Origin of the sequence: Kitasatospora sp. NPDC051702 (genome assembly GCF_040681575.1) — a bacterium.
In the GTDB taxonomy this organism is placed as follows: Bacteria; Actinomycetota; Actinomycetes; order Streptomycetales; family Streptomycetaceae; genus Kitasatospora.
The window spans coordinates 50,326-69,903 of record NZ_JBFAZB010000021.1; the positions used below are offsets into that span (position 1 = coordinate 50,326).

Genomic DNA, 19,578 nt, shown 5'->3' on the forward strand with positions numbered 1-19,578 from the left:
GGGTGGTCACGGACCCCCTCCGAAAGGTGCTAGAGTTTCTTCTCGTTGGGGCTGTGGCGCAGTCCGGTAGCGCACCTCGTTCGCATCGAGGGGGTCAGGGGTTCGAATCCCCTCAGCTCCACCCAACGGAAGCCCCGCCCGGTCGTCAGACCGGGCGGGGCTTCTGCGTTGTCCACGGGTACTCCGCCCGGGGGTGCGGGAGTTGGCGGCGTGACGAGCGTCACGGGGGTGGTCCGGCGGTGGCCTGACGGTCAGTCGCGGACGATCGTCACCGGGCAGGGCGCGTGGTGGAGGCAGTACTGCGCGACGGTGCCGAGCGGGGCGCCGGCCGCGGAGGAGCGGCCGCGGTTGCCGAGGACCAGCAGGGCCGCGCCGGCCGCGGCGGCCACCAGGGCGGGCCCGGGCGCGCCGGCCCGGAGCCGGCGGTGGACCGGGAGCGGGCAGCCGGCCAGGGCCTCGTCGAGGATCTCGGCCGCGCGGTGCTCGGACCCGAAGCCGTCCAGGGCGGGCAGGACGGGGCCGTGCTCGCCGTGGAGGCAGGGGAAGTCCCAGACCGACACCGCCTCCAGCGGGCCGCCGGTGAGGCCGGCCAGGCGGGCCGCCCAGCGGACGGCGGCGCGGGAGGGCGGCGAGCCGTCCACGCCGACCACGATCCTGCCCTCCGGCTGCCGGGTCATGGTCCGAGCCTAAGCGGGTGCCCGGGCGCAGGCAGGCGGTGGCGCCGTCCGGGCCGGCGTGGGGCGGGTCCGGGCGTCGGCGTGCGGCGGGGGGAACGGCCGGGGGCCGGCCGGAACGGATCCGACCGGCCCCCGGGTGGGACGGGTGCGCGTCAGGGGCGCTGGGAGCCCGCGTAGGGCCCGGGCTGCGGGGCGCCCGGCTGGGGCGGGACGGCCCCGTAGCGGGCCTGGCGGTAGCCGCGCGGGTGCCGGGTCAGCCGGTAGCCCAGGACGCCCGCCAGGGCGGCCAGGAAGCCGCCGCCGATCGTCCAGTACCAGCGGCTGTTCCAGCCGGAGAACCAGCCGGTGTACCAGTGCTCCTCGGGCTCCACCGGGGCGGCCGCCTTGGCGGTGCTCGCGCCGCCGCCCGCCGGCGGGACCAGCGGGGCCTTCAGCTCGCCGCCCTCCGGCTGGGCGTTGTCCGCGTCGCCCTTGGCACTGACGTGCAGCTGGACGGAGGCGGCCAGGCCGAGGTCCGGCTGCGGGGCGTCGCTGACCGACAGCCGCACGTAGTAGGTGCCGGGCAGCGGGTCGCCGGACCACGGTTCGGCCCAGGAGCGGACCTCGCGCAGGGTGCAGCTCAGCGCGAGCGTGGTGGCGTTCTGGTCGCCGGTGGCGTTCTGGGTGCCGGCGGTGCAGGCCTGGCGGCGGCGCAGCCCGTCGAAGACCTCGACGGACCAGGTCTGCGGGCCGTGCCGGTCGGTCGCGGGGGCCAGGTTGACGGTCAGGCCGATCGTCGGGGTCTGGCCCTCGGAGGCGCCGAACGCCCAGTACAGGTAGTCGCCCGTGGAGGCGGCGACGTTGGCGTCCTGGCCGGGGGACAGGTTGGTCGCGGTCAGGAAGGACGTGCCGGCCCTGGTGGCCGGGGCCGGGGTGCCGCTCGCGCTCGCCGAGGGCGACGGCGAGGCGGCGGAGGCGGCCGGGGCGGCCAGCGCGAGGGCGGGCAGCAGGGCGAGGGCGGCGAGGGTGCCGCGCAGGGTCGTACGCATGGTCAGTTCTCCCGCCAGACAGCGATCCGCCAGCGCGCGATCCAGCCGAACAGCAGGCCGAAGACCAGGCCGGCCAGGGTGAGGGTGAGCAACAGGATCCAGCCGCGGCCGAGGCCCATCGCCGCGCCCTCGGGGGCCGGCGAGGCGGTGGCCAGGTCGACGGTCAGCTCCAGCGGCATGCCGGGGTCGGCCAGGACGCCGGACTGCGGGGCCAGCGCGTTGCTGACGACCAGGCAGACCGTGGTCTCCGGCTTCGCGCTCGGCGAGGAGGTCGGGCTCGTCGTGACGTACCCCTTGGAGTCGCTGGTGGACCAGCGCAGCCCGGTGGAGATCACGTCGGTGCGGCCGCTGCCGGCGTCGGTGCCGCGGACCAGCTCCTGGCCGGTCGCGCTGGTCGCCTGCAGCAGGACGCCGTAGTCCCGGGCCACCGCGCGGTCCAGCCCCACGCTGACCGAGGCGCGCAGTTCCTGGCCGGACTTGACCGGGACCTTGTAGACGCGGTGCTCGGAGAACTTCTCGCGGTCGGTGTAGACGCCCGGGGCGAGCACCGGGGCGTTCTCGCACTTGTCGGTGCCGGCGGTCTTCACCGGGGTCACCGTGTAGGTGTCGTTGGAGCGGTCGACCAGCTGCTTCACCTTGTCGGTGAGCTGCTCCTGGGTGCGCACGTCGGTGTAGGTGCCGCCGGTCGCGTTGGCGATGCACAGGAGCTGCTGGCGGGTCTTGTCGTCGTGGGCCAGGCCGAGCGTGTCGACGACCAGGTGGATGCCCTGGGAGGCGAGTTCGCGGGCGACGTCGCACGGGTCGGGCGGGGTGCAGGTGTCCTCGCCGTCGGTGATCAGCACCACCCGGCGGGTGGTCTCGCCCTTGCCGAGGTCCTGGGCGGCACCGCGCAGCGCCAGGCCGATCGGGGTGAAGCCGGTGGGCCGCAGGGTGGCGACGGCCGTCTTGGCCTCGACCTTGTTGGTCTTGCCGACCGGGAACAGCTGCTTGGTGTCCTGGCAGCCCTGCGTCTTGTCGTTGCCGGGGTAGTTGGCGCCCAGGGTGCGGATGCCGAACTCGGTCTCCGCGGGCAGCGCGTCGATCACGTCGTTCAGCGACTGCTGGGCCACCGAGATCCGGCTCTTGCCCTGGATGTCCCGCTCGTTCATGGAGCCGCTGACGTCCAGGACCAGGTCGACCCGGGGGGCCTCCTTGGGCGTGGCGGCGGATCCGGCTGATGGTTCGTCGGCGTGGGCGGGCAGGCCGAGGAGCAGTGAGGCGCCCGTTATCGCCAGGGCGGCCAGCAGGCCGCCGAGCCTGGTCTTTGGTCGTCGTCCGGTAGTCACCCGGCGATCCTAGGGCGTGTCTTGCGGATCTTTGTCGGGGCCGCGACGCCAGGGCACGCACCTCGCCGCGTTGTCGTCAGTCGCCGATGCTCCGCATGGACTCCATCCTCCGCCTTGCGATGCACGCACCCTGACGCCGCGTCCTGTCCGACAAGACCCACAAGACACGCCCTGGGGATCATCAGTTGGCGATGGCCAAACGAGTCCGGATCGCGCGACGGCCGGGCTCGGGGTGAACTCCGGCGCGCGGCCGGGGGATCCGGTGCAGCGCTCACGCCGTCCTTACGCCCGCCGGATAGCCTTCCCACGGCGCGGACGGGAGGGGCGGGATGGAGCTGGCGGCCGTCGGCAAGCGGTACGGGCGGGGTGGGCGATGGATCCTGCGCGGGGTCGACCTGGCAGCCGGGCCGGGCGAGTTGGTGCGGATCGCGGGCGCGAACGGGAGCGGCAAGTCGACGTTGCTGCGGCTGGCCGCCGGGATCGAACGGCCGACCGCCGGGCGGGTGGTGCGCCCCGGCGCGACCGCGTACGTGCCCGAACGCTTCCCACCGGCGCTGCCCTTCGACGCGGCCTCCTACCTGCTGCGGACCGGCCGGGTGCACGGGCTCCCCGCGGCCGTGGCACGGCGGCGGGCCGGGGAGTGGCTGGACCGCTTCGGCGTCGCCGACCGGGCCGGCACCCCGCTGAGCCGGCTCTCCAAGGGCACCTGCCAGAAGGTCGCGGTCGTCCAGGCCCTGCTCGCCGAGCCCCGGGTGCTGCTGCTGGACGAGGCCTGGACCGGACTCGACCCGCAGGCCCGGGCGGTGCTGGACGAGGCGGCCGTCGAGCGGGCCGCCCGGGGCGGCACGGTGCTGTTCGTCGACCACGACCCGGCCCGGCTCGCCGGGGTCACCGGCGCCGTCTACCGGGTCGGCGCGGACGGCGGGCTGCGCCCCGACGGGCAGCCGGCCCCCGGGACTGCCCCCGGGACGGCCGCCGGGGTGGAGACCGAGAGTGCGGCCGAGATGGAGATCGAGGTGGACGTTCCGGACGGCACCCCGCTGCCGCCCGGGCTGCCCGGTGCGCCGCGGGCGACTCCGCTGGCCGGGACGGCGGTGCGGCTGACCGTCCCCGCCGCGCAGTCGGACGCCCTGCTGCGCCGTCTGCTGCTCGGCCGCCCCGCCGTCCGGGTGCTGGCGGTGCGCCGGGGGGAGGGGGAACGGTGCGACCGCTCGGCGCGCTGACCCGGTACCACCTGGAGCTGCTGGTGCGCTCGCACGCCTGGCTGCCGCCGTTCCTGGCGTACGCGCTGCTGCTGGTGGTCGGCGTGACGGTGGGCAACCCGCTGCTGGGCGACCTCGGCTACGGCGCGGCGGCGCTGGTGCCGGTGAGCGCCTGGTACGTGCGCGGCGTGCTGGGTGCGGAGCCGCCGGCCTCCCGGGCCTGCCTGGTCGCGGCGGCGGGGCCTCCGAAGGTCCACCTGGGGGCGCTGCTGGCCGCGCTGACGGCGGGGCTGGTGCTGGCGGTGGGCCAGGTGGCGGTGCTCTCGGGGACCTTCGGGACGGTCGCCCGGCCGGGGGCCGCCGCGCAGCCGCCGGTCGGCAGCGCGCTGGCCGCCGGTCTGCTGACCGCGGTGGTCTGCGTGCTGCTGGGGGTGACGGCCGGGGTGCTGGCCGACCGGCCGGTGCCGGTGCGGGCCCCGTACGGCATCCCGGTGGCCCTGGGGCTGGCCGTGCTGGCGCTGGTGGCGCCCGTGTCGCCGGCCAACACGGCCGTCCGCGGCCTGGTGGACGCCGCCCGGACCGGCCGGGTGACGATGCCGTGGGTGCCGGCGGCGCTCGCCCTCCTCCTGCTGGCCGCGGCGGTGGCCGGGACGGCGGCGCTGGCCGGCCGGGGCGCGGAGTGATCCGGTCGACGGGGGACACACCGTCATGAAGCGCAGTAAATATGGATAGTGCTCGTTAGGGTGACGAACCGGGGCGCGGGCCCCGTCGTGCGGGTGCCCGGGCCGGCCGGCGCGTCCGACCGTCCGCCCCCGTTCGGCCTCCCCGGGCAGCGGTGACCCGCCGCAGCGCCCGGCTCCCCGCGACCCCCAGGACGGTCCGTGGCGACACCCTCCGCCGTGACGCGATCCGCCGCCCGGCCGAGCCGGCCGGTGCCGACCGGGCGTCCCGTCGAGCTCCGGCTGCTCCTGGCCGCCGTGCTCCTCGCCGTGTTCGGCTACGTCGAGGTCGGCGTCGACCTGGACGGTGAGGTGCCCGCCGACGCCGCCGGGTACGGCGCCGCGCTCGGCGTGCTCGCCCTGCTGGCGCACGTCGTGGTCCGCCGGCGGGCCCGGTACGCGGACCCGCTGCTGCTGCCGATCGCCGTGCTGCTCAACGGGATCGGCCTGGTGGCCATCCACCGGCTGGACCGGGCCACCTCCGGCGCCGGCGCGGCCTCCGCGCAGCTGCTCTGGTCGGGCCTCGGGGTGGCGCTGTTCGCCGCCGTGGTGCTGCTGGTGCGCGACCACCGGTGGCTGCAGCGGTACGCCTACCTCGGCGCGCTGGCGGCGCTGGTGCTGCTGATCCTGCCGGTCTTCTTCCCGCCGGTGTACGGCTCGCGGATCTGGATCACCGCCGGGCCGCTCTCCTTCCAGCCGGGGGAGTTCGCCAAGATCCTGCTGGCCGTCTTCTTCGCCGCCTACCTGGCGGTGCACCGTGACGCGCTGGCGCTCACCGGCCGCCGGATCGGGCGCCTGCGGCTGCCGCCCGGGCGGGTGCTCGGGCCGGTGCTGCTGATCTGGGCCGCCTTCGTCGGCGTCCTGGTGCTGGAGACGGACCTCGGCACCTCGCTGCTGTTCTTCGGCCTGTTCGTGGTGATGCTGTACGTGGCCACCGCGCGCACCGGGTGGGTCGCGATCGGGCTGGTGCTGGCGGCGGTCGGGGCGGTGACGGTGGGCCGGCTCTCGCCGCACGTGCACAGCCGGGTCGCCGACTGGCTGGACCCGCTGGGATCGATCGCGGCGGGCCGGGGCGCCAACCAGATCGCCCAGTCGCTGTTCGCCTTCGCCTGGGGCGGGGAGCTGGGCACCGGCCTCGGCAACGGCCACTCGGTGCTGATCGGCTTCGCCGCCAAGTCCGACTTCATCCTCGCCACCCTCGGTGAGGAGCTCGGCCTCGCCGGGCTGATCGCGGTGTTCCTGCTGTACGCGGTGCTGGTCTCCCGGGGGTTCCGGACGGGCATCGCCCTGCGTGACCCGTTCGGGCGGCTGCTGGCGATCGGGCTGGCCGCGATCGTCGCCCTGCAGGTGTTCGTGGTGGCGGGCGGGGTGCTCGCCCTGATCCCGCTGACCGGGATGACCCTGCCGTTCGTCGCCCAGGGCGGGTCCTCGGTGGTCACCAACTGGATCATCGTGGCGCTGCTGGTGCGGATGAGCGACACCGCCCGCCGGCCGGCGCCGGTCGCCGCCCGGTCCGCGGCGGGAGGGCGGCCGTGACGGGCGCGGGCCCCCGGGGGAACGGGCCGCAGGGGCTGCCGGGCATCTCCGTCACCGGGCGCCGGGCGGGCACCTTCTGCCTGCTGCTGATCGCCGCGCTGTGCGTCCAGGCCACCCGGGTGCAGGTGTTCGAGGCGGACGGGCTCGACCACAACACCGCCAACCAGCGGCTCACCGTCGAGCGGTACTCCCGGCCGCGCGGCGACATCCTGGTCGGCGCGGACGCCGTGACCGGCTCGGCGCCCACCGGCGGCCGCTACGCCTACAAGCGCACCTACACCGACGGCCCGCTGTTCGCGGCGGTCACCGGCTTCGCCTCGCAGGCCTACGGCGCCAGCCAGCTGGAGGGCGCCGAGGACGACCTGCTGTCCGGCACCGACCCGGGGCTGTCCGGCTGGGCGGTCTGGGACGCGGTGGCCCGCCGGCGGAACCCCGGCGGGGACGTCCGCACCACGCTGAACCGGGCCGCCCAGGAGGCCGCGATGCGCGGGCTCGGCAGCCGGCAGGGCGCGGTCGCCGCGATCGAGCCGGCCACCGGCCGGATCCTGGCGCTGGCCAGCACGCCCTCCTACGACCCGGGCGGTTTCGCCGGCTCCGGCGCGGCCGACCAGGCCGCCTGGAACCGGCTGCGGCTCGACACCGACCAGCCGATGCTCAACCGTGCGCTGCGCCAGACCTACCCGCCCGGGTCGACCTTCACGGTGGTCACCGCGGCGGCCGCGCTCGCGAACGGGGTGGTCACGGACGTCGACGCGCCGACCGGTGCGCCCTCCCCGTACGTGCTGCCGGGGACGGCCACGACACTGGTCGACGACACCCCGGAGTGCGACCGGCCCGGGCAGTCGCTGGACACCGCGATGGTGCTCAGCTGCAACAGCGTCCTCGGCTACCTCGGGGTGCGGACCGGGCTGGACCGGACGGCGGCGATGGCCGAGAGCTTCGGCTTCAACGACCCCGGGCTGGACACGCCGGTGCGCGCCGCCCGGTCGAACTTCGACACCACGATGGACCAGTCGCAGCTGGCGCTCTCCTCGATCGGCCGGTTCGACACCGCGGCCACCCCGCTGGTGATGGCGATGGTCGCCGCCGGGGTCGCCAACGGCGGCACGGTGATGCGTCCACAGCTTGTGGACGAGCTGACCAGGAGCGACGGCGGCACGGTGCGGCTGATGAAGCCCGCCACCTACCGGAGGGCGATGACGCCGGAGGTGGCCGCGCAGGTGCAGCGGCTGATGACCGACGCGGTGGAGCGGGGCACCGGCCGCGACGCCCGGATCCCCGGTGCGGTGGTCGGCGGCAAGACCGGAACCGCCCAGCACGGGGTGGACAACGGCGCGACGCCGTACGCCTGGTTCATCGCCTGGGCCGGGCCGGCCGGCTCGGACCGGGTGCCGCCGGTGGCGGTGGCGGTGGTGATCGCGGACAGCGGTGCCGCGGAGGCCACCGGCGGCGGGCTCGCCGCGCCGGTCGCCCGCTCGGTGATGCAGGCGGTGCTCGGCGGTTGATCTTCGCGACGGCCTCTGACCTGCTGCTTTAACCGCTGGAGAGGAGATGCGCCGTTTGCGAAGTGTCCGGTTTGTGTGCCCCGTTGCGCCGATTCGTACAATGCGCCGAGCGAGACTGTTCGTTTGCGACACTGGTGCATTCGCGGGGTACTGTCCCATGTTTGTTCGGTTGGTCCCCGATGACACCCCACGGGGCGTCGGGTGACCGGCCGCTAGGACACCCTCCCCCGCCTAGAAGGACCGCAGTTTTGGCCAGCAACTCCCTCGGCGCGCGTCTGCTGCGACGCAAGCCCGTCTCATCACTCATCGCCGAGAGTGAGGGCCATGGCCTTCCCGCCGGCGCGCCCGAGGAGGGCGGACGCTCCGGCATCCACCTGCGCCGCACGATCGGCCTCTGGCAGCTGTCCTCGATCGGCATCGGTGCCACCATCGGCACCGGCATCTTCTTCGTGCTCAGCACCGCGGTGCCCTCGGCCGGCCCGGCCGTCATCCTGTCCTTCGTGATCGCCGCGGTCACCGCCGGACTCACCGCGCTCTGCTACGCCGAGATGGCCTCCGCGATCCCGGTCTCCGGCTCCTCGTACTCCTACGCCTACGCCACGCTCGGCGAGGGCGTCGCGTTCGGCGTCGGCATCTGCCTGCTGATGGAGTACGGCGTCTCCGCCTCGGCGATCGCGGTCAGCTGGGCCGAGTACCTGAACAAGTTCCTCGACCTGGCGTTCGGCGTCACCATCCCGGAGCAGCTGTCCGGCGCGCCGGACAGCACCCACTGGTTCAACCTGCCGGCGCTGCTGCTGGTCGCCATGGTCTGCTTCCTGCTGATCCGCGGCGTCAGCGAGTCGGTGAAGGTCAACGCGGCCATGGTCGGGATCAAGATCCTCATCCTGATCCTCTTCGTCGGCGTCGCCCTCACCGGCTTCCACTCCGGCAACCTGACCCCGTTCATGCCGCTCGGCATCGGCGGCGTGCAGGTCGCCGCGTCCAGCATCTTCTTCTCCTTCATCGGCCTGGACGCCGTGTCCACCGCCGGTGAGGAGGTCAAGAACCCGCGCCGCACCCTGCCGCTGGCGATCATCATCTCGCTGGTCGTGGTGACCCTGCTCTACATCCTGGTCGCGCTGGCCGGCATCGGCGCCCAGCCGTGGGAGAAGTTCGACGGCCAGGAGGCCGGGCTCGCCCAGATCCTCCAGGACATCACCGGCCAGAGCTGGCCCGCGATGGTCTTCGCCGTCGGCGCGATCATCTCGATCTTCAGCATCACCCTCGTGGTGATCTACGGCCAGACCCGCATCCTGTACTCGATGGGCCGCGACGGCATGCTGCCCAAGCGCTTCGCCCAGCTCTCCCCGCGCACCGGCACCCCGGTCTGGAACACCCTCGTGGTGGGCCTCGGCGTCGGCGCCCTGGCCGCGTTCATCCCGCTGAACATCCTGGCCGACATCACCAGCCTCGGGACCCTCATCGCCTTCTCGGTGGTCTCGATCGGCGTGATCATCCTGCGCCGCACCCAGCCCGACCTGCCGCGCGGCTTCAGGGTCCCCGGCTACCCGGTCGTCCCGCTGCTCAGCGTCGCCTTCTGCATCTACCTGATCACCGGCCTGCACGCGGACACCTTCCGGGCCGGCGGGATCGCCATCGCCGTCGCCGTGGTCGTCTACTTCGGCTACAGCATCAAGCACTCCAAGCTGGAGCAGTCGGCCCAGCAGGCCGTCACGGCGGACACCCCCGCCGACACGAACAGCTGAACCGGACGTATCCGGACATGAGGGGCCGCCGGTGGGAACGACACCCGGCGGCCCCCCTCGTGCCACCACTCGCGCCGTGGTCGACGCCATGGCGACAGGGCCCCGCTCCCACCCATAACCTTCCACCATGGTGAGCACCCGCACGCCCGGCTTCTCCCGCCCGCGCGGCCGCTTCACCGGCCGCTCCAGAACGCCGGCCCCGCCGACCCCCGACGGAACGCCGTCCGCACCCGGACGGCTGCCGCTGGGCTTCTCCAGTCGGCCGTTCCCCCGTCAGCGGGGCGAGAGCACCTTCCCGCCCACGCCCGATCGGCTGAATCCCGCCCGGCTCGCCTCGACGCGCACCGTCCAGCTCCTCGGCTGCCTGATCGCGGCCGGCTGGGCCGCCGCCTTCCCGCTCGTCTCCGACCTGCCCAACCAGCGGCTGTGGGGCCTCGTCGCGGCTCCCTCGTACGCCCTGGCCGGACTGCTCTGCCTGACCCTGCCGCGCCGCTTCGCGGCCCGCGCCGCCGCCGCCGTCGCCATGGTCGGCGCCGTCCTCGCGCCACTCGCCCTGCTCGCCCTGCACGGCCGCCACCAGTCCGAGGTGATGGTCGTCGAACGCTCGGCGCACCTGCTGCTCACCACCGGCAGCCCGTACCTGCCCCACCCGGTGGTGGTCACCGACTACAACCCGTACCTGCCGGCGATGACCCTCTTCGGGATGCCGCGCCAACTGCTCGGCGACGGGAACGCCTTCGCCCGGGTCGCCGGGGACGCCCGGATCTGGTTCGCGCTCACCTTCGTCGCCTGTCTGCTGGCCAGCTGGCGGCTGCTGAGGCCGTCCCGGGACCGCGCGCCGCTGCTGCCGCTCGCCGTCCTCACCGCCTCGCCGCTGATCGCCCTGGCCTTGGTCGTCGGTGGCGTCGACCTCCCGCTGATCGGCGTCTGCTGCCTCGCCATGGCCCTCGCCGAGCGCGACCGCACCGTCGGCGCCGGCCTGGTGCTCGCCCTCGCCTGCACCCTCAAGTGGACGGCCTGGCCGGCCCTGCCCGTCGCCGCACTGCTGCTCTGGCGCCTCTACGGCCGCCGGCCCGCCGCCCGCACCGCGCTGATCGCGTTCGGCACCGGTCTGGCCGTCATCCTGCCCTCGGTGCTCACCCAGGCCGACGCGCTGCGCGAACAGGTCGTGCGCTTCCCGCTCGGGCTCACCGCCATCCGCACCCCCGCCGGTAGCCCGCTGCCGGGCAAGGTGCTGGCCGGCTTCGGGCCCACCGGGCACTCCGTCTCGCTGGCGCTCATGACCATGGGCGGCATCGGGGTGGCCATCTGGCTGCTCGCCCGGCCGCCGGTCTCCGCGATAGCGGCCGCCGACCTGCTGGCCGCCGGACTGGCCATCGCGTTCATGCTCGCCCCCGCCGGGCGCTTCGGGTACCTGGCGCTGCCGGTGGTGCTGGTGATCTGGCCCCGGCTGGCCGCCCGGCGTTGGACCAGCCGCAGGCCCGTCCCTCCGCCGCGCATGCTGGGGCGGCCGGAGCCCGCGCTGCCGCGGGGCTGAGGCGGTTGGAGCCCGCGCTGCCGCGGGGCTGAGGCGGTTGGGCCGTCGCCCGCTCGCTGGGTTTTCGCCCGCTCGCGGGAGGAGGGGCTCGAGGCGGGGTGGTGTTCGCCCGCCCCGAGCCGGGAGGCGTCAGCGGGTGCCGGCGGCCTTCAGGAGGGAAGCGACGGCCGGGCCGGCCGCGTCCACGCCGTGCCCGCCGCCCTGCACCTCGGCGGCGACCGCGATGTTGCCGCGGTAGGCGGTGAACCAGCTGTTGGTGACGGTCGCCCCGGCGACCTCGGCCGAGCCGGTCTTGGCGCCGGCGTTGTCGGTGATGCCGGCCATCACGTCCTTGGCGGTGCCGCCCTGGGCGGTCGCGGCCATCATCGCCTTCAGCTTGCCGTCGACGTCCGCGGAGAGCGGGCGGGCGGCCTTCTGCTGCGGCAGGTCGGCGACCAGGATCGGCTGCTTGAACTCGCCGCTCTGCACCGTGGCGGTGATCGAGGCGATGGCCAGCGGGTTCATCTGGACCTTGCCCTGGCCGATGTAGTTCATCGCCTGCTCGTCCTTGTTGGAGCCCGGCGAGGGCACCTTGCCGTCGGCGTTCGGCAGGCCGGTCTTCCACTCCAGGCCGATGCCGAAGAGGTCCTTGGCGGTGCCGGACAGCGTGTCGGGCTTCAGGCTGGTCAGGCCCTGGTTGATGAAGGCCGTGTTGCAGGACATCATGAAGTCCTGCTGCAGCGTGTTGTTCGGGAAGGCGCCCGGGAACGAGTTCGGGACGGCGACCGCGTTGCTGCTCTTCTCCGGACAGGCGACCACGGTGTCCGGGTTGACCCCGGCCTCCAGCAGCGCCGCGGAGGTGACGATCTTCATCGTCGAACCCGGTGCGAGCAGCCCGGTGAAGGCCCGGTTCTGGCCGCTGGCGGGCGCGTTGGCGAAGGCCAGCACCTGACCGGTGCTCGGCTCGATCGCGACGATCGACCCGGACTTGCCGCCGAGGTCCGTCATCGCCTTCTCGGCCGCGGCCTGGATGGCGTTGTCGATGGTCACCTTGAACGGCTTGCCGGGCTTCGGCTCGACGATGGTGAACAGTTTGTCGTTGGCGGTCTTGCCGGACGGGTCGCTGATCACCACCGCGCTGCCCGCGTCCTGGTCCTTGTTCGGGTCCGGCACCAGCTTGTGGGCGTTGTCCTGCAGGGTGGCCAGCAGCGCCGGGGTGAGCGAGGCGCCCTGCAGCGCCTTGCCGTTGCGGTCCACCGCGTTGGACGGCGGCGCGAAGACCTGCTGGGTGGCGATCGTCTCGTTGCCGGACAGGTGCGGGTGGATCACCGTCGGCGCCCAGTGCACGGCCGGGGTGTCGTCGCTCATCTTCACGACGCTCAGGAAGCCGTTGTAGTCCCAGACCCGGTTGGTCCCGGCGAACTCGGCGCGGGCCTTGTACCCCATCAGCACGCCGGTCGGCGCGGGGGAGGCGGCGGCGGACGGCGAGTCCGTGGCGCCGGGGGTCGCGCCCGCCGACGGGGTGGCCGAGGCGCCCGCGGACGGCTTGGCGGCCGGGGAGGGCGTCCCGGTGGCCGCGGCGAAGGCCTGCGGGGTGGCCGGGCCGGCCGGGCTCAGGGTCAGCCCGCTCGGCTTGACCTGGTCGCGGAAGGCGGTCAGCGCGGTGGTGGCCGCGGCCGGGTCGTCGGTCAGCGAGGCGGCCTTGTCCAGGTCGCCGGCCGCCCAGGCCGCGAGGAAGTCCTTGGCACCGTTCGCCGCCTGCTCGGCCGAGGGCGGCTCGGCGACCACCGTGCGGGGCTTCTTGTCCGAGGAGGACCCGGAGCCCGAGCCGCCCACCAGGCTGTACGCCCCGTAGCCCCCGCCCGCCAGCACGGCGACGGACACGCCGGTGATGATGCCGATCTTCGCGCCTCTGCGCATGGTGCTGCTCCCCCAAGGGTCTCGCGGCCGGGCGCAACCGACCGGGGCCGGAAACGCGGTTCGCCCCCCACCCTAGGCAGCGCCGATCGGTGCGCCGACGAAACGCCCGGGAGTTGTGACGGATCTGGTACGTGTCGTGCACCGCATACGGACGGTTCGCGGGTGTCCGGTGTGCGCGGACCCGGGCCCGGGCGTCAGATCCAGCTGGTGAACCACATCCGCTGGCGCCACTCCTGCATCGGGATCGTCTGCCCGGTGAACAGCGGGAAGAAGAACAGGAAGTTCCACATGATCAGCAGCACCAGCAGCCCCGCCGCGGTGGAACCGATGATCCGGCGGTCCCGCGAGGCGCCGGCCGGCCCGATCAGCGCCCCGACCAGCATGGTCACCGCGAGCACCAGGAACGGGACGAACACCACCGCGTAGAACAGGAAGATCGTCCGCTGCTGGTAGGCGAACCACGGCAGGTAGCCGGCGGCCAGGCCGCACAGCAGCGCACCGGCCCGCCAGTCCCGCCGCGCCGCCCAGCGCCACAGGCAGTACACCAGCGCCACCACGGCCGCCCACCACAGCAGCGGGGTGCCGATGCCCAGCACCTCGCGGGCGCACTCGGCGGCCGTGCAGCCGCTCTGGCCCTGCTTGGGGGACTCGTAGAAGAAGGAGACCGGCCGGCCCAGCACCAGCCAGGACCACGGGTTCGACTGGTAGGTGTGCGGGTCGCTCAGGTGGGTGTGGAAGTCGTACACCGTCGAGTGGTAGTGCCACAGGGCGCGCAGCCCCTCGGGTATCCACGGGTAGTCGGTGGACCGGCCCACCGCCCAGTCGCGGCCCCAGCCGCCCTGCCCGGGCGCGTTGCTGCTGGCGAACCAGCCCCACCAGGACGCGACGTAGACGGCCAGCGACACCACCACGATCGACACGAAGGCCGGCAGCACGTCCCGGGTGAGCGCCGCGAGGTGGGGGCGCGGGGCCCCGGCCAGCCGGCGGGCGCCGACGTCCCAGAGCACCGTCATCACGCCGAAGGCCGCCGCCACGTACAGGCCGCTCCACTTGGTGGCGCAGGTCAGGCCGACGCAGACGCCGGCGGCGATCCGGTACGGGCGCCAGCCCAGGTTCACCCGCTGCGCCAGCAGCGCGTCCGGCACCCCGCCGAGGCGTTCCGCCAGCCGGGCCCGGGTGCGGTCGCGGTCCAGCAGCAGGAAGCCGAAGGCGGCGAGGATCCAGAACATCACCACCAGGTCCAGCAGCGCGGCGCGGCTGAGCACCAGGTGCAGGCCGTCCACCGAGAGCAGCAGGCCGGCCACGCAGCCCAGCAGGGTCGACCGGAACATCCGGCGGGCGATCCGGGCGAGCATCAGCACCGACAGGGTGCCGAGCAGGGCCACCGCGAACCGCCAGCCGAACGGGTTCATCCCGAACAGCACCTCGCCCGCACCGATGATCCACTTGCCCACCGGCGGGTGCACCACGTACGAGGCCATCGCCCGGTACGGGACGGCCGCGCCCGGCGTCATGATCTGGTCGTTGGCGCCGTCCGGCCAGTTGATCTCGTAGCCGCCGTGCCAGAGCGCGTAGGCGTCCTTGGCGTAGTAGGTCTCGTCGAAGATGATCGCGTGCGGCTGGCCGAGGTTCGTGAAGCGCAGCACACCGGCGAACAGCGCCACCGCCAGCGGGCCCAGCCAGCCGGCCCAGCGGCACAGGAAGGTCCACAGGCCCGGGGCCACGGAGACGCCCAGGCGCTGCAGCAGCGGCGAGGGCGGCGCCGGGGTCGAGGTGACCCCGGGGCCGTCCGGCATCGGCGGCACCAGGCGCTCGGTCAGCGGGGCCGTCGGGCGGGCGGCGTAGCCGTACCGGGCCAACCGCTCCCGCCAGCTCCCCGGGGCCGGCTCGGCCGGTCTGGGGGCCGGGACGACGGGGGACGGCGGGGCGACCGGGGAGGGCGGGCCGGCCACGTCGCCGCCGTCCTGCGCGGTGTGGTCCGTACCGGTGGGCGTCCTGGCCGCCGTGTCGCCGTTCATCCGCCACATCGTAGGGGCGCTCTTCGTACGCGTGTCCGCTCCCTCGGAAGCTGCCCGAATCGTCACCAAAAGCCCCCGGGCGGCGGCAGCTGCAAGGATGGGGGCCGTGACAGGAGTACTCGTTCTCGCAGGCACCCCCATCGGCGACGTCTCGGACGCCCCGCCCCGGCTGCTCACCGAACTGGCCGCGGCCGACGTGATCGCGGCCGAGGACACCCGTCGGCTGCGCCGGCTCACCCAGGCCCTGGGGGTGACCCCGGCCGGGCGGGTGGTGTCCTACTTCGAGGGCAACGAGGTCGGCCGCACCCCCGAACTGGTGGAGGCACTGCTCGGCGGTGCCCGGGTGCTGCTGGTCACCGACGCCGGCATGCCCTCCGTCTCAGACCCCGGCTACCGGCTGGTCGCCGCCGCCGTCGCCGCCGACGTCAAGGTCACCGCGGTGCCCGGGCCGTCCGCCGTGCTCACCGCGCTCGCGCTGTCCGGCCTGCCCGTCGACCGCTTCACCTTCGAGGGCTTCCTGCCCCGCAAGACCGGCGACCGGGCCCGCCAGCTCGCCTCGATCGCCGCCGAGCCGCGCACCATGGTGTTCTTCGAGGCGCCGCACCGGATCGCCGAGGCGCTCGCCGCGATGGCCGAGGCCTTCGGCGCCGACCGGCCCGCCGCCGTCTGCCGCGAGCTCACCAAGACCTACGAGGAGGTCAAGCGCGGACCGCTCGCCGAGCTGGCGGCCTGGGCGGCCGACGGCGTCAAGGGCGAGATCACCGTCGTGGTCGCCGGCGCGCCGCCGGCCGCGCCGCAGGACCTCACCCCGGCCGAACTCGCCCGGCTGGTGGCCGTCCGGGAGGAGGCGGGGGAGCGCCGCAAGGAGGCCATCGCCGCGGTGGCGGCCGAGCTGGCACTGCCCAAGCGGGAGGTGTTCGACGCGGTGGTGGCCGCGAAGAACGAGGCCAGGGGAGCGGCCGGGACCGCGGCCGGGGGCGGCGGCGGGGCCGGGAGGTAGGCGTCGGACGGGCGGGGCCCCCGGGGCCGGGAGGCCCGGCCCGGGGCGCCCTGGAAAAGGGGTGAATTCCGGGGGTTGCGTGACTCCCGGGGAGTCGTACCTTTGAGTGAAGGCCCCGGTAAACGCCAGTGGAGCTGAAGATTCCGTCGTGGTTTTCGGAACGGACCAGGCCTTTCGTATAGGAGTTCCCAACCCGCGTCCAAGTCTTCACAAGCAGGGCATCGGCCGGGGCGGTCCGGGCATTTCCTGGAATGGAAAGACCCAGCCGGGCGAGCGCCCGGCGGGCGCTGGGAGACGGCTATGAGCGAGATGATCGGTAGCCCCCTCGGTGGCAACGCGCTGAGCGCCCCCGGCCTGGCCGGCAGGCCGCACACCCCCGTCGAGACCGTGCGGGAGGCGTACTCCTTCGCGTGCCTGCGGTGCGGGTACGGCTGGGAGCAGGCGTACGACATCGAGCACCACGTCGGCAAGGACGGACACCCCGTGTTCGAGTACCACGCCAACGGAGTCCGGGTGCCGTCCCCGCTGCTCAATCCGACCTGCCCGGGCTGCGGCGGACACACCGTCCGGATCATGCGCGAGGGCAGGGTCGCCGTGGCCGACCAGTCCTGGCACCACGCCCCCGGCTACTCGGCGCACGCCGAGCCCGCCGGGGCGCCCCCGGAGCCCGCGGCCGACAAGCCGCGCGGACGCTGGGCCCGGTTCTGGTCGCGGCTGATGGGCTGACCACGGGCGCCGGGAGCGGATCCGGGGCCGCCCGCCGCACTGCTCGCGGCGGGCGGCCCCGGGCCGGACCGGCCGGGCGGCGGTCCCCGGTCCGCGGGCCGGAACGCGGTCGAAGGGTGCGGGCGGGCCCGACTAAGCTTTCCGACCATGGCGGCCACTGCAGACCACAGCACCACCGGGGCGAACGCCCCGGCGTACTACGTTTCCACCCCGATCTACTACGTCAACGATCGCCCGCACCTGGGCCACGCGTACACCACCGTGGCGGGCGACGTCCTCACCCGCTGGCACCGCCAGCGCGGTGAGAAGGTGTGGTACCTGACCGGCACCGACGAGCACGGTCAGAAGATCATGCGGACCGCCGAGGCCAACGGCGTCAGCCCCCAGGAGTGGTGCGACAAGCTGGTCGAGGAGGAGTGGAAGCCGCTCTGGGAGCACCTGGAGATCGCCAACGACGACTTCATCCGCACCACCCAGCAGCGGCACACCGACCGCGTGCAGGAGTTCGTCCAGGACCTGTACGACAAGGGCGAGATCTACAAGGGCGGCTACTCCGGCCCGTACTGCGTCGGCTGCGAGGAGTTCAAGCTCCCCGCCGAACTGCTCGACGGCGCCACCGCGGACGAGAAGCTCTGCTCCGTCCACAAGCGCCCGGTCGAGTGGCTGGAGGAGGAGAACTACTTCTTCCGCCTCTCCGCGTACGGTCCGAAGCTGCTGGAGTTCTACGCCGCCAACCCGGACTTCATCCAGCCGGCCTCGGCCCGCAACGAGGTGCTGCGCTTCGTCGAGCAGGACCTGAAGGACCTGTCGATCTCCCGCTCCACCTTCAACTGGGGCGTCCCGCTGCCGTGGGACGAGAAGCACGTCCTCTACGTGTGGGTCGACGCGCTGCAGAACTACATCACCGCGGCCGGCTACGGCAGCGACCCGGAGCGCTTCGCCGAGCTGTGGCCCGCCTCCGTGCACCTCGTCGGCAAGGACATCCTCCGCTTCCACGCCGTCATCTGGCCCGCCATGCTGATGGCCGCCGGGCTGCCGCTGCCCAAGCGGGTCGTCGCCAACGGCTGGCTGATGGTCGGCGGCGAGAAGATGTCCAAGTCCAACCTGACCGGCATCTCGCCCACCGACCTCACCTCGCACTTCGGCGTGGACGCCTACCGCTACTACTTCCTGCGGGCGATCCCGTTCGGCACCGACGGCTCGTTCTCCTGGGAGGACTTCACCGCCCGGTACACCTCCGAGCTCGCCAACGACTTCGGCAACCTGGCCTCCCGGGTCGCCGCGATGGTCGGCAAGTACTTCGACGGGAAGCTGCCGGCCGCCACCGCCGCGGGCGAGGCCGAGCAGGCCGTCGCCCAGGGCCTGGCCACGGCCGTCGCCGCCGCAGACCGGAAGATCGGCGAGGAGCTGGACTTCGCCGGCGGCCTCGCGGCGATCTTCGAGTTCGTCAAGCAGGTCAACGGCTACCTCACCGAGCAGGCGCCCTGGAAGGTCGCCAAGGACGACTCCGAGGAGGGCCGGGCCCGCCTCGCGACCATCCTCTACACCGCCGCCGAGTCGCTGCGCGGCACCGCCGTCCTGCTCAACCCGGTGATGCCGTCCACCGCCGAGAAGCTGTGGGCCTCGCTGGGCGCCGCCGACGCGGGCCTCGGCGCGCTCGCGGCGCAGACCGTCGCCACCGCGGCGGACTGGGGCCGGCTGCCCGTCGGCGCCACCGTCACCAAGGGCGACATCCTGTTCCCGCGCCTCGAAGAGAAGCCCGCCTCCTGATGGCCCCCAAGGACGACCGCGCCACGCCGCCGCCCCTGCCGCAACCCCTGGCGGTGGCGGTGGCCGACTCGCACACCCACCTCGACATGCAGTCCGGCACGCCGGCCGAAGGGCTGGCCCGGGCGGCCTCCGTCGGGGTCACCACGGTCGTCCAGGTGGGCTGCGACGTGCCCGGCTCGCGCTGGGCCGCCGAGCTGGCGGCCCAGTTCGAGCAGGTGCACGCCGCCGTCGCGCTGCACCCCAACGAGGCGCCGAGGATCTTCCTCGGCGACCCCGACGGCTGGTCCGGGCAGCAGCGCCCCGCCGGCGGCGCCGCCGCCCTCGACGAGGCCCTCGCCGAGATCGACCGGCTCGCGGCCCTCCCGCAGGTCCGCGCCGTCGGCGAGACCGGCCTCGACTACTTCCGCACCGGGCCCGAGGGCGTGGAGATCCAGAAGGAGTCGTTCCGCCGCCACATCGAGATGGCCAAGCGGCACGACAAGGCCCTCGTCATCCACGACCGCGACGCCCACGAGGACGTCATCGCCGTCCTGCTCGCCGAGGGCGCGCCCGAGCGGACCGTCTTCCACTGCTACTCCGGCGACGCCGCGATGGCCGAGGTCTGCGCCGAACACGGCTGGTACCTGTCCTTCGCCGGCCCGGTCACCTTCAAGGCCAACCAGCCGCTGCGCGAGGCCCTCGCCGCCACCCCCCTCGACCGGATCCTGGTCGAGACCGACGCGCCCTTCCTCACCCCGCACCCCTACCGCGGCCGCCCCAACGCCCCGTACCTCATCCCGGTCACGGTGCGGTCCATGGCCGCGACACTGGGCCTGCACGAGGACGAACTGGCGACCGCCATCGCCGCCAACACGGCCCGGGCGTTCGGCTACTGAGCCGGCCGCCCGGCCG

Annotated in this window: 15 protein-coding genes and 1 tRNA gene; 11 read left to right on the top strand and 5 right to left on the bottom strand. The window is 74.0% G+C overall.

Annotated elements, in window-relative coordinates; translation table 11 throughout:
* Positions 1-47 precede the first annotated feature (47 nt).
* A tRNA-Ala gene (locus AB0N04_RS19170) sits at positions 48-121 on the top strand.
* A gap of 130 nt (positions 122-251) precedes the next feature.
* Here AB0N04_RS19170 and AB0N04_RS19175 read toward each other — a convergent pair.
* The 3 genes from AB0N04_RS19175 to AB0N04_RS19185 form a co-directional block, all read right to left on the bottom strand.
* Positions 252-677, bottom strand: a complete 426-nt coding sequence (locus AB0N04_RS19175) for a universal stress protein (RefSeq protein WP_360213583.1) — start codon at positions 675-677, stop codon at positions 252-254.
* A gap of 152 nt (positions 678-829) precedes the next feature.
* Positions 830-1,705, bottom strand: a complete 876-nt coding sequence (locus AB0N04_RS19180; protein ID WP_360213585.1) for a peptidase — start codon at positions 1,703-1,705, stop codon at positions 830-832.
* A 2-nt stretch (positions 1,706-1,707) separates the two neighbouring features.
* Positions 1,708-3,030: a VWA domain-containing protein gene (locus AB0N04_RS19185; protein WP_360213587.1), complete on the bottom strand. Its 1,323-nt coding sequence runs from the start codon at positions 3,028-3,030 to the stop codon at positions 1,708-1,710.
* 329 nt (positions 3,031-3,359) lie between these two features.
* Between AB0N04_RS19185 and AB0N04_RS19190 the strand changes: the two genes are divergently transcribed.
* The 6 genes from AB0N04_RS19190 (at position 3,360) to AB0N04_RS19215 (ending at position 11,274) form a co-directional block, all read left to right on the top strand.
* Positions 3,360-4,253, top strand: a complete 894-nt coding sequence (locus AB0N04_RS19190) for an ABC transporter ATP-binding protein (protein ID WP_360213589.1) — start codon at positions 3,360-3,362, stop codon at positions 4,251-4,253.
* Entirely contained in the window at positions 4,232-4,915 is a 684-nt protein-coding gene (locus AB0N04_RS19195; protein WP_360213591.1) for an ABC transporter, read from the top strand. Before AB0N04_RS19190 ends, AB0N04_RS19195 begins: the two co-directional genes overlap by 22 nt.
* Positions 4,916-5,131: 216 nt before the next feature.
* On the top strand, positions 5,132-6,487 hold the full coding sequence (locus AB0N04_RS19200; RefSeq protein WP_360213593.1) for an FtsW/RodA/SpoVE family cell cycle protein: 1,356 nt from the start codon (positions 5,132-5,134) through the stop codon (positions 6,485-6,487).
* Between the two features lie 44 nt (positions 6,488-6,531).
* On the top strand, positions 6,532-7,992 hold the full coding sequence (locus AB0N04_RS19205) for a penicillin-binding transpeptidase domain-containing protein (protein ID WP_360213633.1): 1,461 nt from the start codon (positions 6,532-6,534) through the stop codon (positions 7,990-7,992).
* A 248-nt stretch (positions 7,993-8,240) separates the two neighbouring features.
* Positions 8,241-9,737 carry an amino acid permease gene (locus AB0N04_RS19210; RefSeq protein WP_360213595.1) on the top strand — a complete coding sequence of 499 codons (1,497 nt, stop codon included), beginning with the start codon at positions 8,241-8,243 and terminating at the stop codon, positions 9,735-9,737.
* 127 nt (positions 9,738-9,864) lie between these two features.
* Positions 9,865-11,274 (top strand): glycosyltransferase 87 family protein, encoded by a 1,410-nt coding sequence (locus tag AB0N04_RS19215; RefSeq protein WP_360213597.1) that lies wholly within the window; start codon positions 9,865-9,867, stop codon positions 11,272-11,274.
* Between the two features lie 129 nt (positions 11,275-11,403).
* Here the strand turns inward: AB0N04_RS19215 and AB0N04_RS19220 are convergent, their stop codons facing one another.
* Together AB0N04_RS19220 and AB0N04_RS19225 are read right to left on the bottom strand one after the other, a co-directional pair.
* Positions 11,404-13,173: a penicillin-binding transpeptidase domain-containing protein gene (locus AB0N04_RS19220; RefSeq protein WP_360213599.1), complete on the bottom strand. Its 1,770-nt coding sequence runs from the start codon at positions 13,171-13,173 to the stop codon at positions 11,404-11,406.
* Between the two features lie 194 nt (positions 13,174-13,367).
* Positions 13,368-15,191: a phospholipid carrier-dependent glycosyltransferase gene (locus AB0N04_RS19225; protein ID WP_360213601.1), complete on the bottom strand. Its 1,824-nt coding sequence runs from the start codon at positions 15,189-15,191 to the stop codon at positions 13,368-13,370.
* 106 nt (positions 15,192-15,297) lie between these two features.
* On the opposite strand from AB0N04_RS19225, the gene rsmI reads away from it, so the two are divergent.
* From rsmI to AB0N04_RS19245, 4 genes are all read left to right on the top strand, one after another.
* Positions 15,298-16,191: a 16S rRNA (cytidine(1402)-2'-O)-methyltransferase gene (gene rsmI, locus AB0N04_RS19230; protein ID WP_360213603.1), complete on the top strand. Its 894-nt coding sequence runs from the start codon at positions 15,298-15,300 to the stop codon at positions 16,189-16,191.
* Positions 16,192-16,491: 300 nt separating this feature from the next.
* On the top strand, positions 16,492-16,917 hold the full coding sequence (locus AB0N04_RS19235; protein WP_360213605.1) for a hypothetical protein: 426 nt from the start codon (positions 16,492-16,494) through the stop codon (positions 16,915-16,917).
* Positions 16,918-17,064: 147 nt separating this feature from the next.
* Entirely contained in the window at positions 17,065-18,687 is a 1,623-nt protein-coding gene (metG, locus tag AB0N04_RS19240; RefSeq protein ID WP_360213607.1) for a methionine--tRNA ligase, read from the top strand.
* Positions 18,687-19,562, top strand: a complete 876-nt coding sequence (locus tag AB0N04_RS19245) for a TatD family hydrolase (protein ID WP_360213609.1) — start codon at positions 18,687-18,689, stop codon at positions 19,560-19,562. Before metG ends, AB0N04_RS19245 begins: the two co-directional genes overlap by 1 nt.
* Positions 19,563-19,578: the final 16 nt, after the last annotated feature.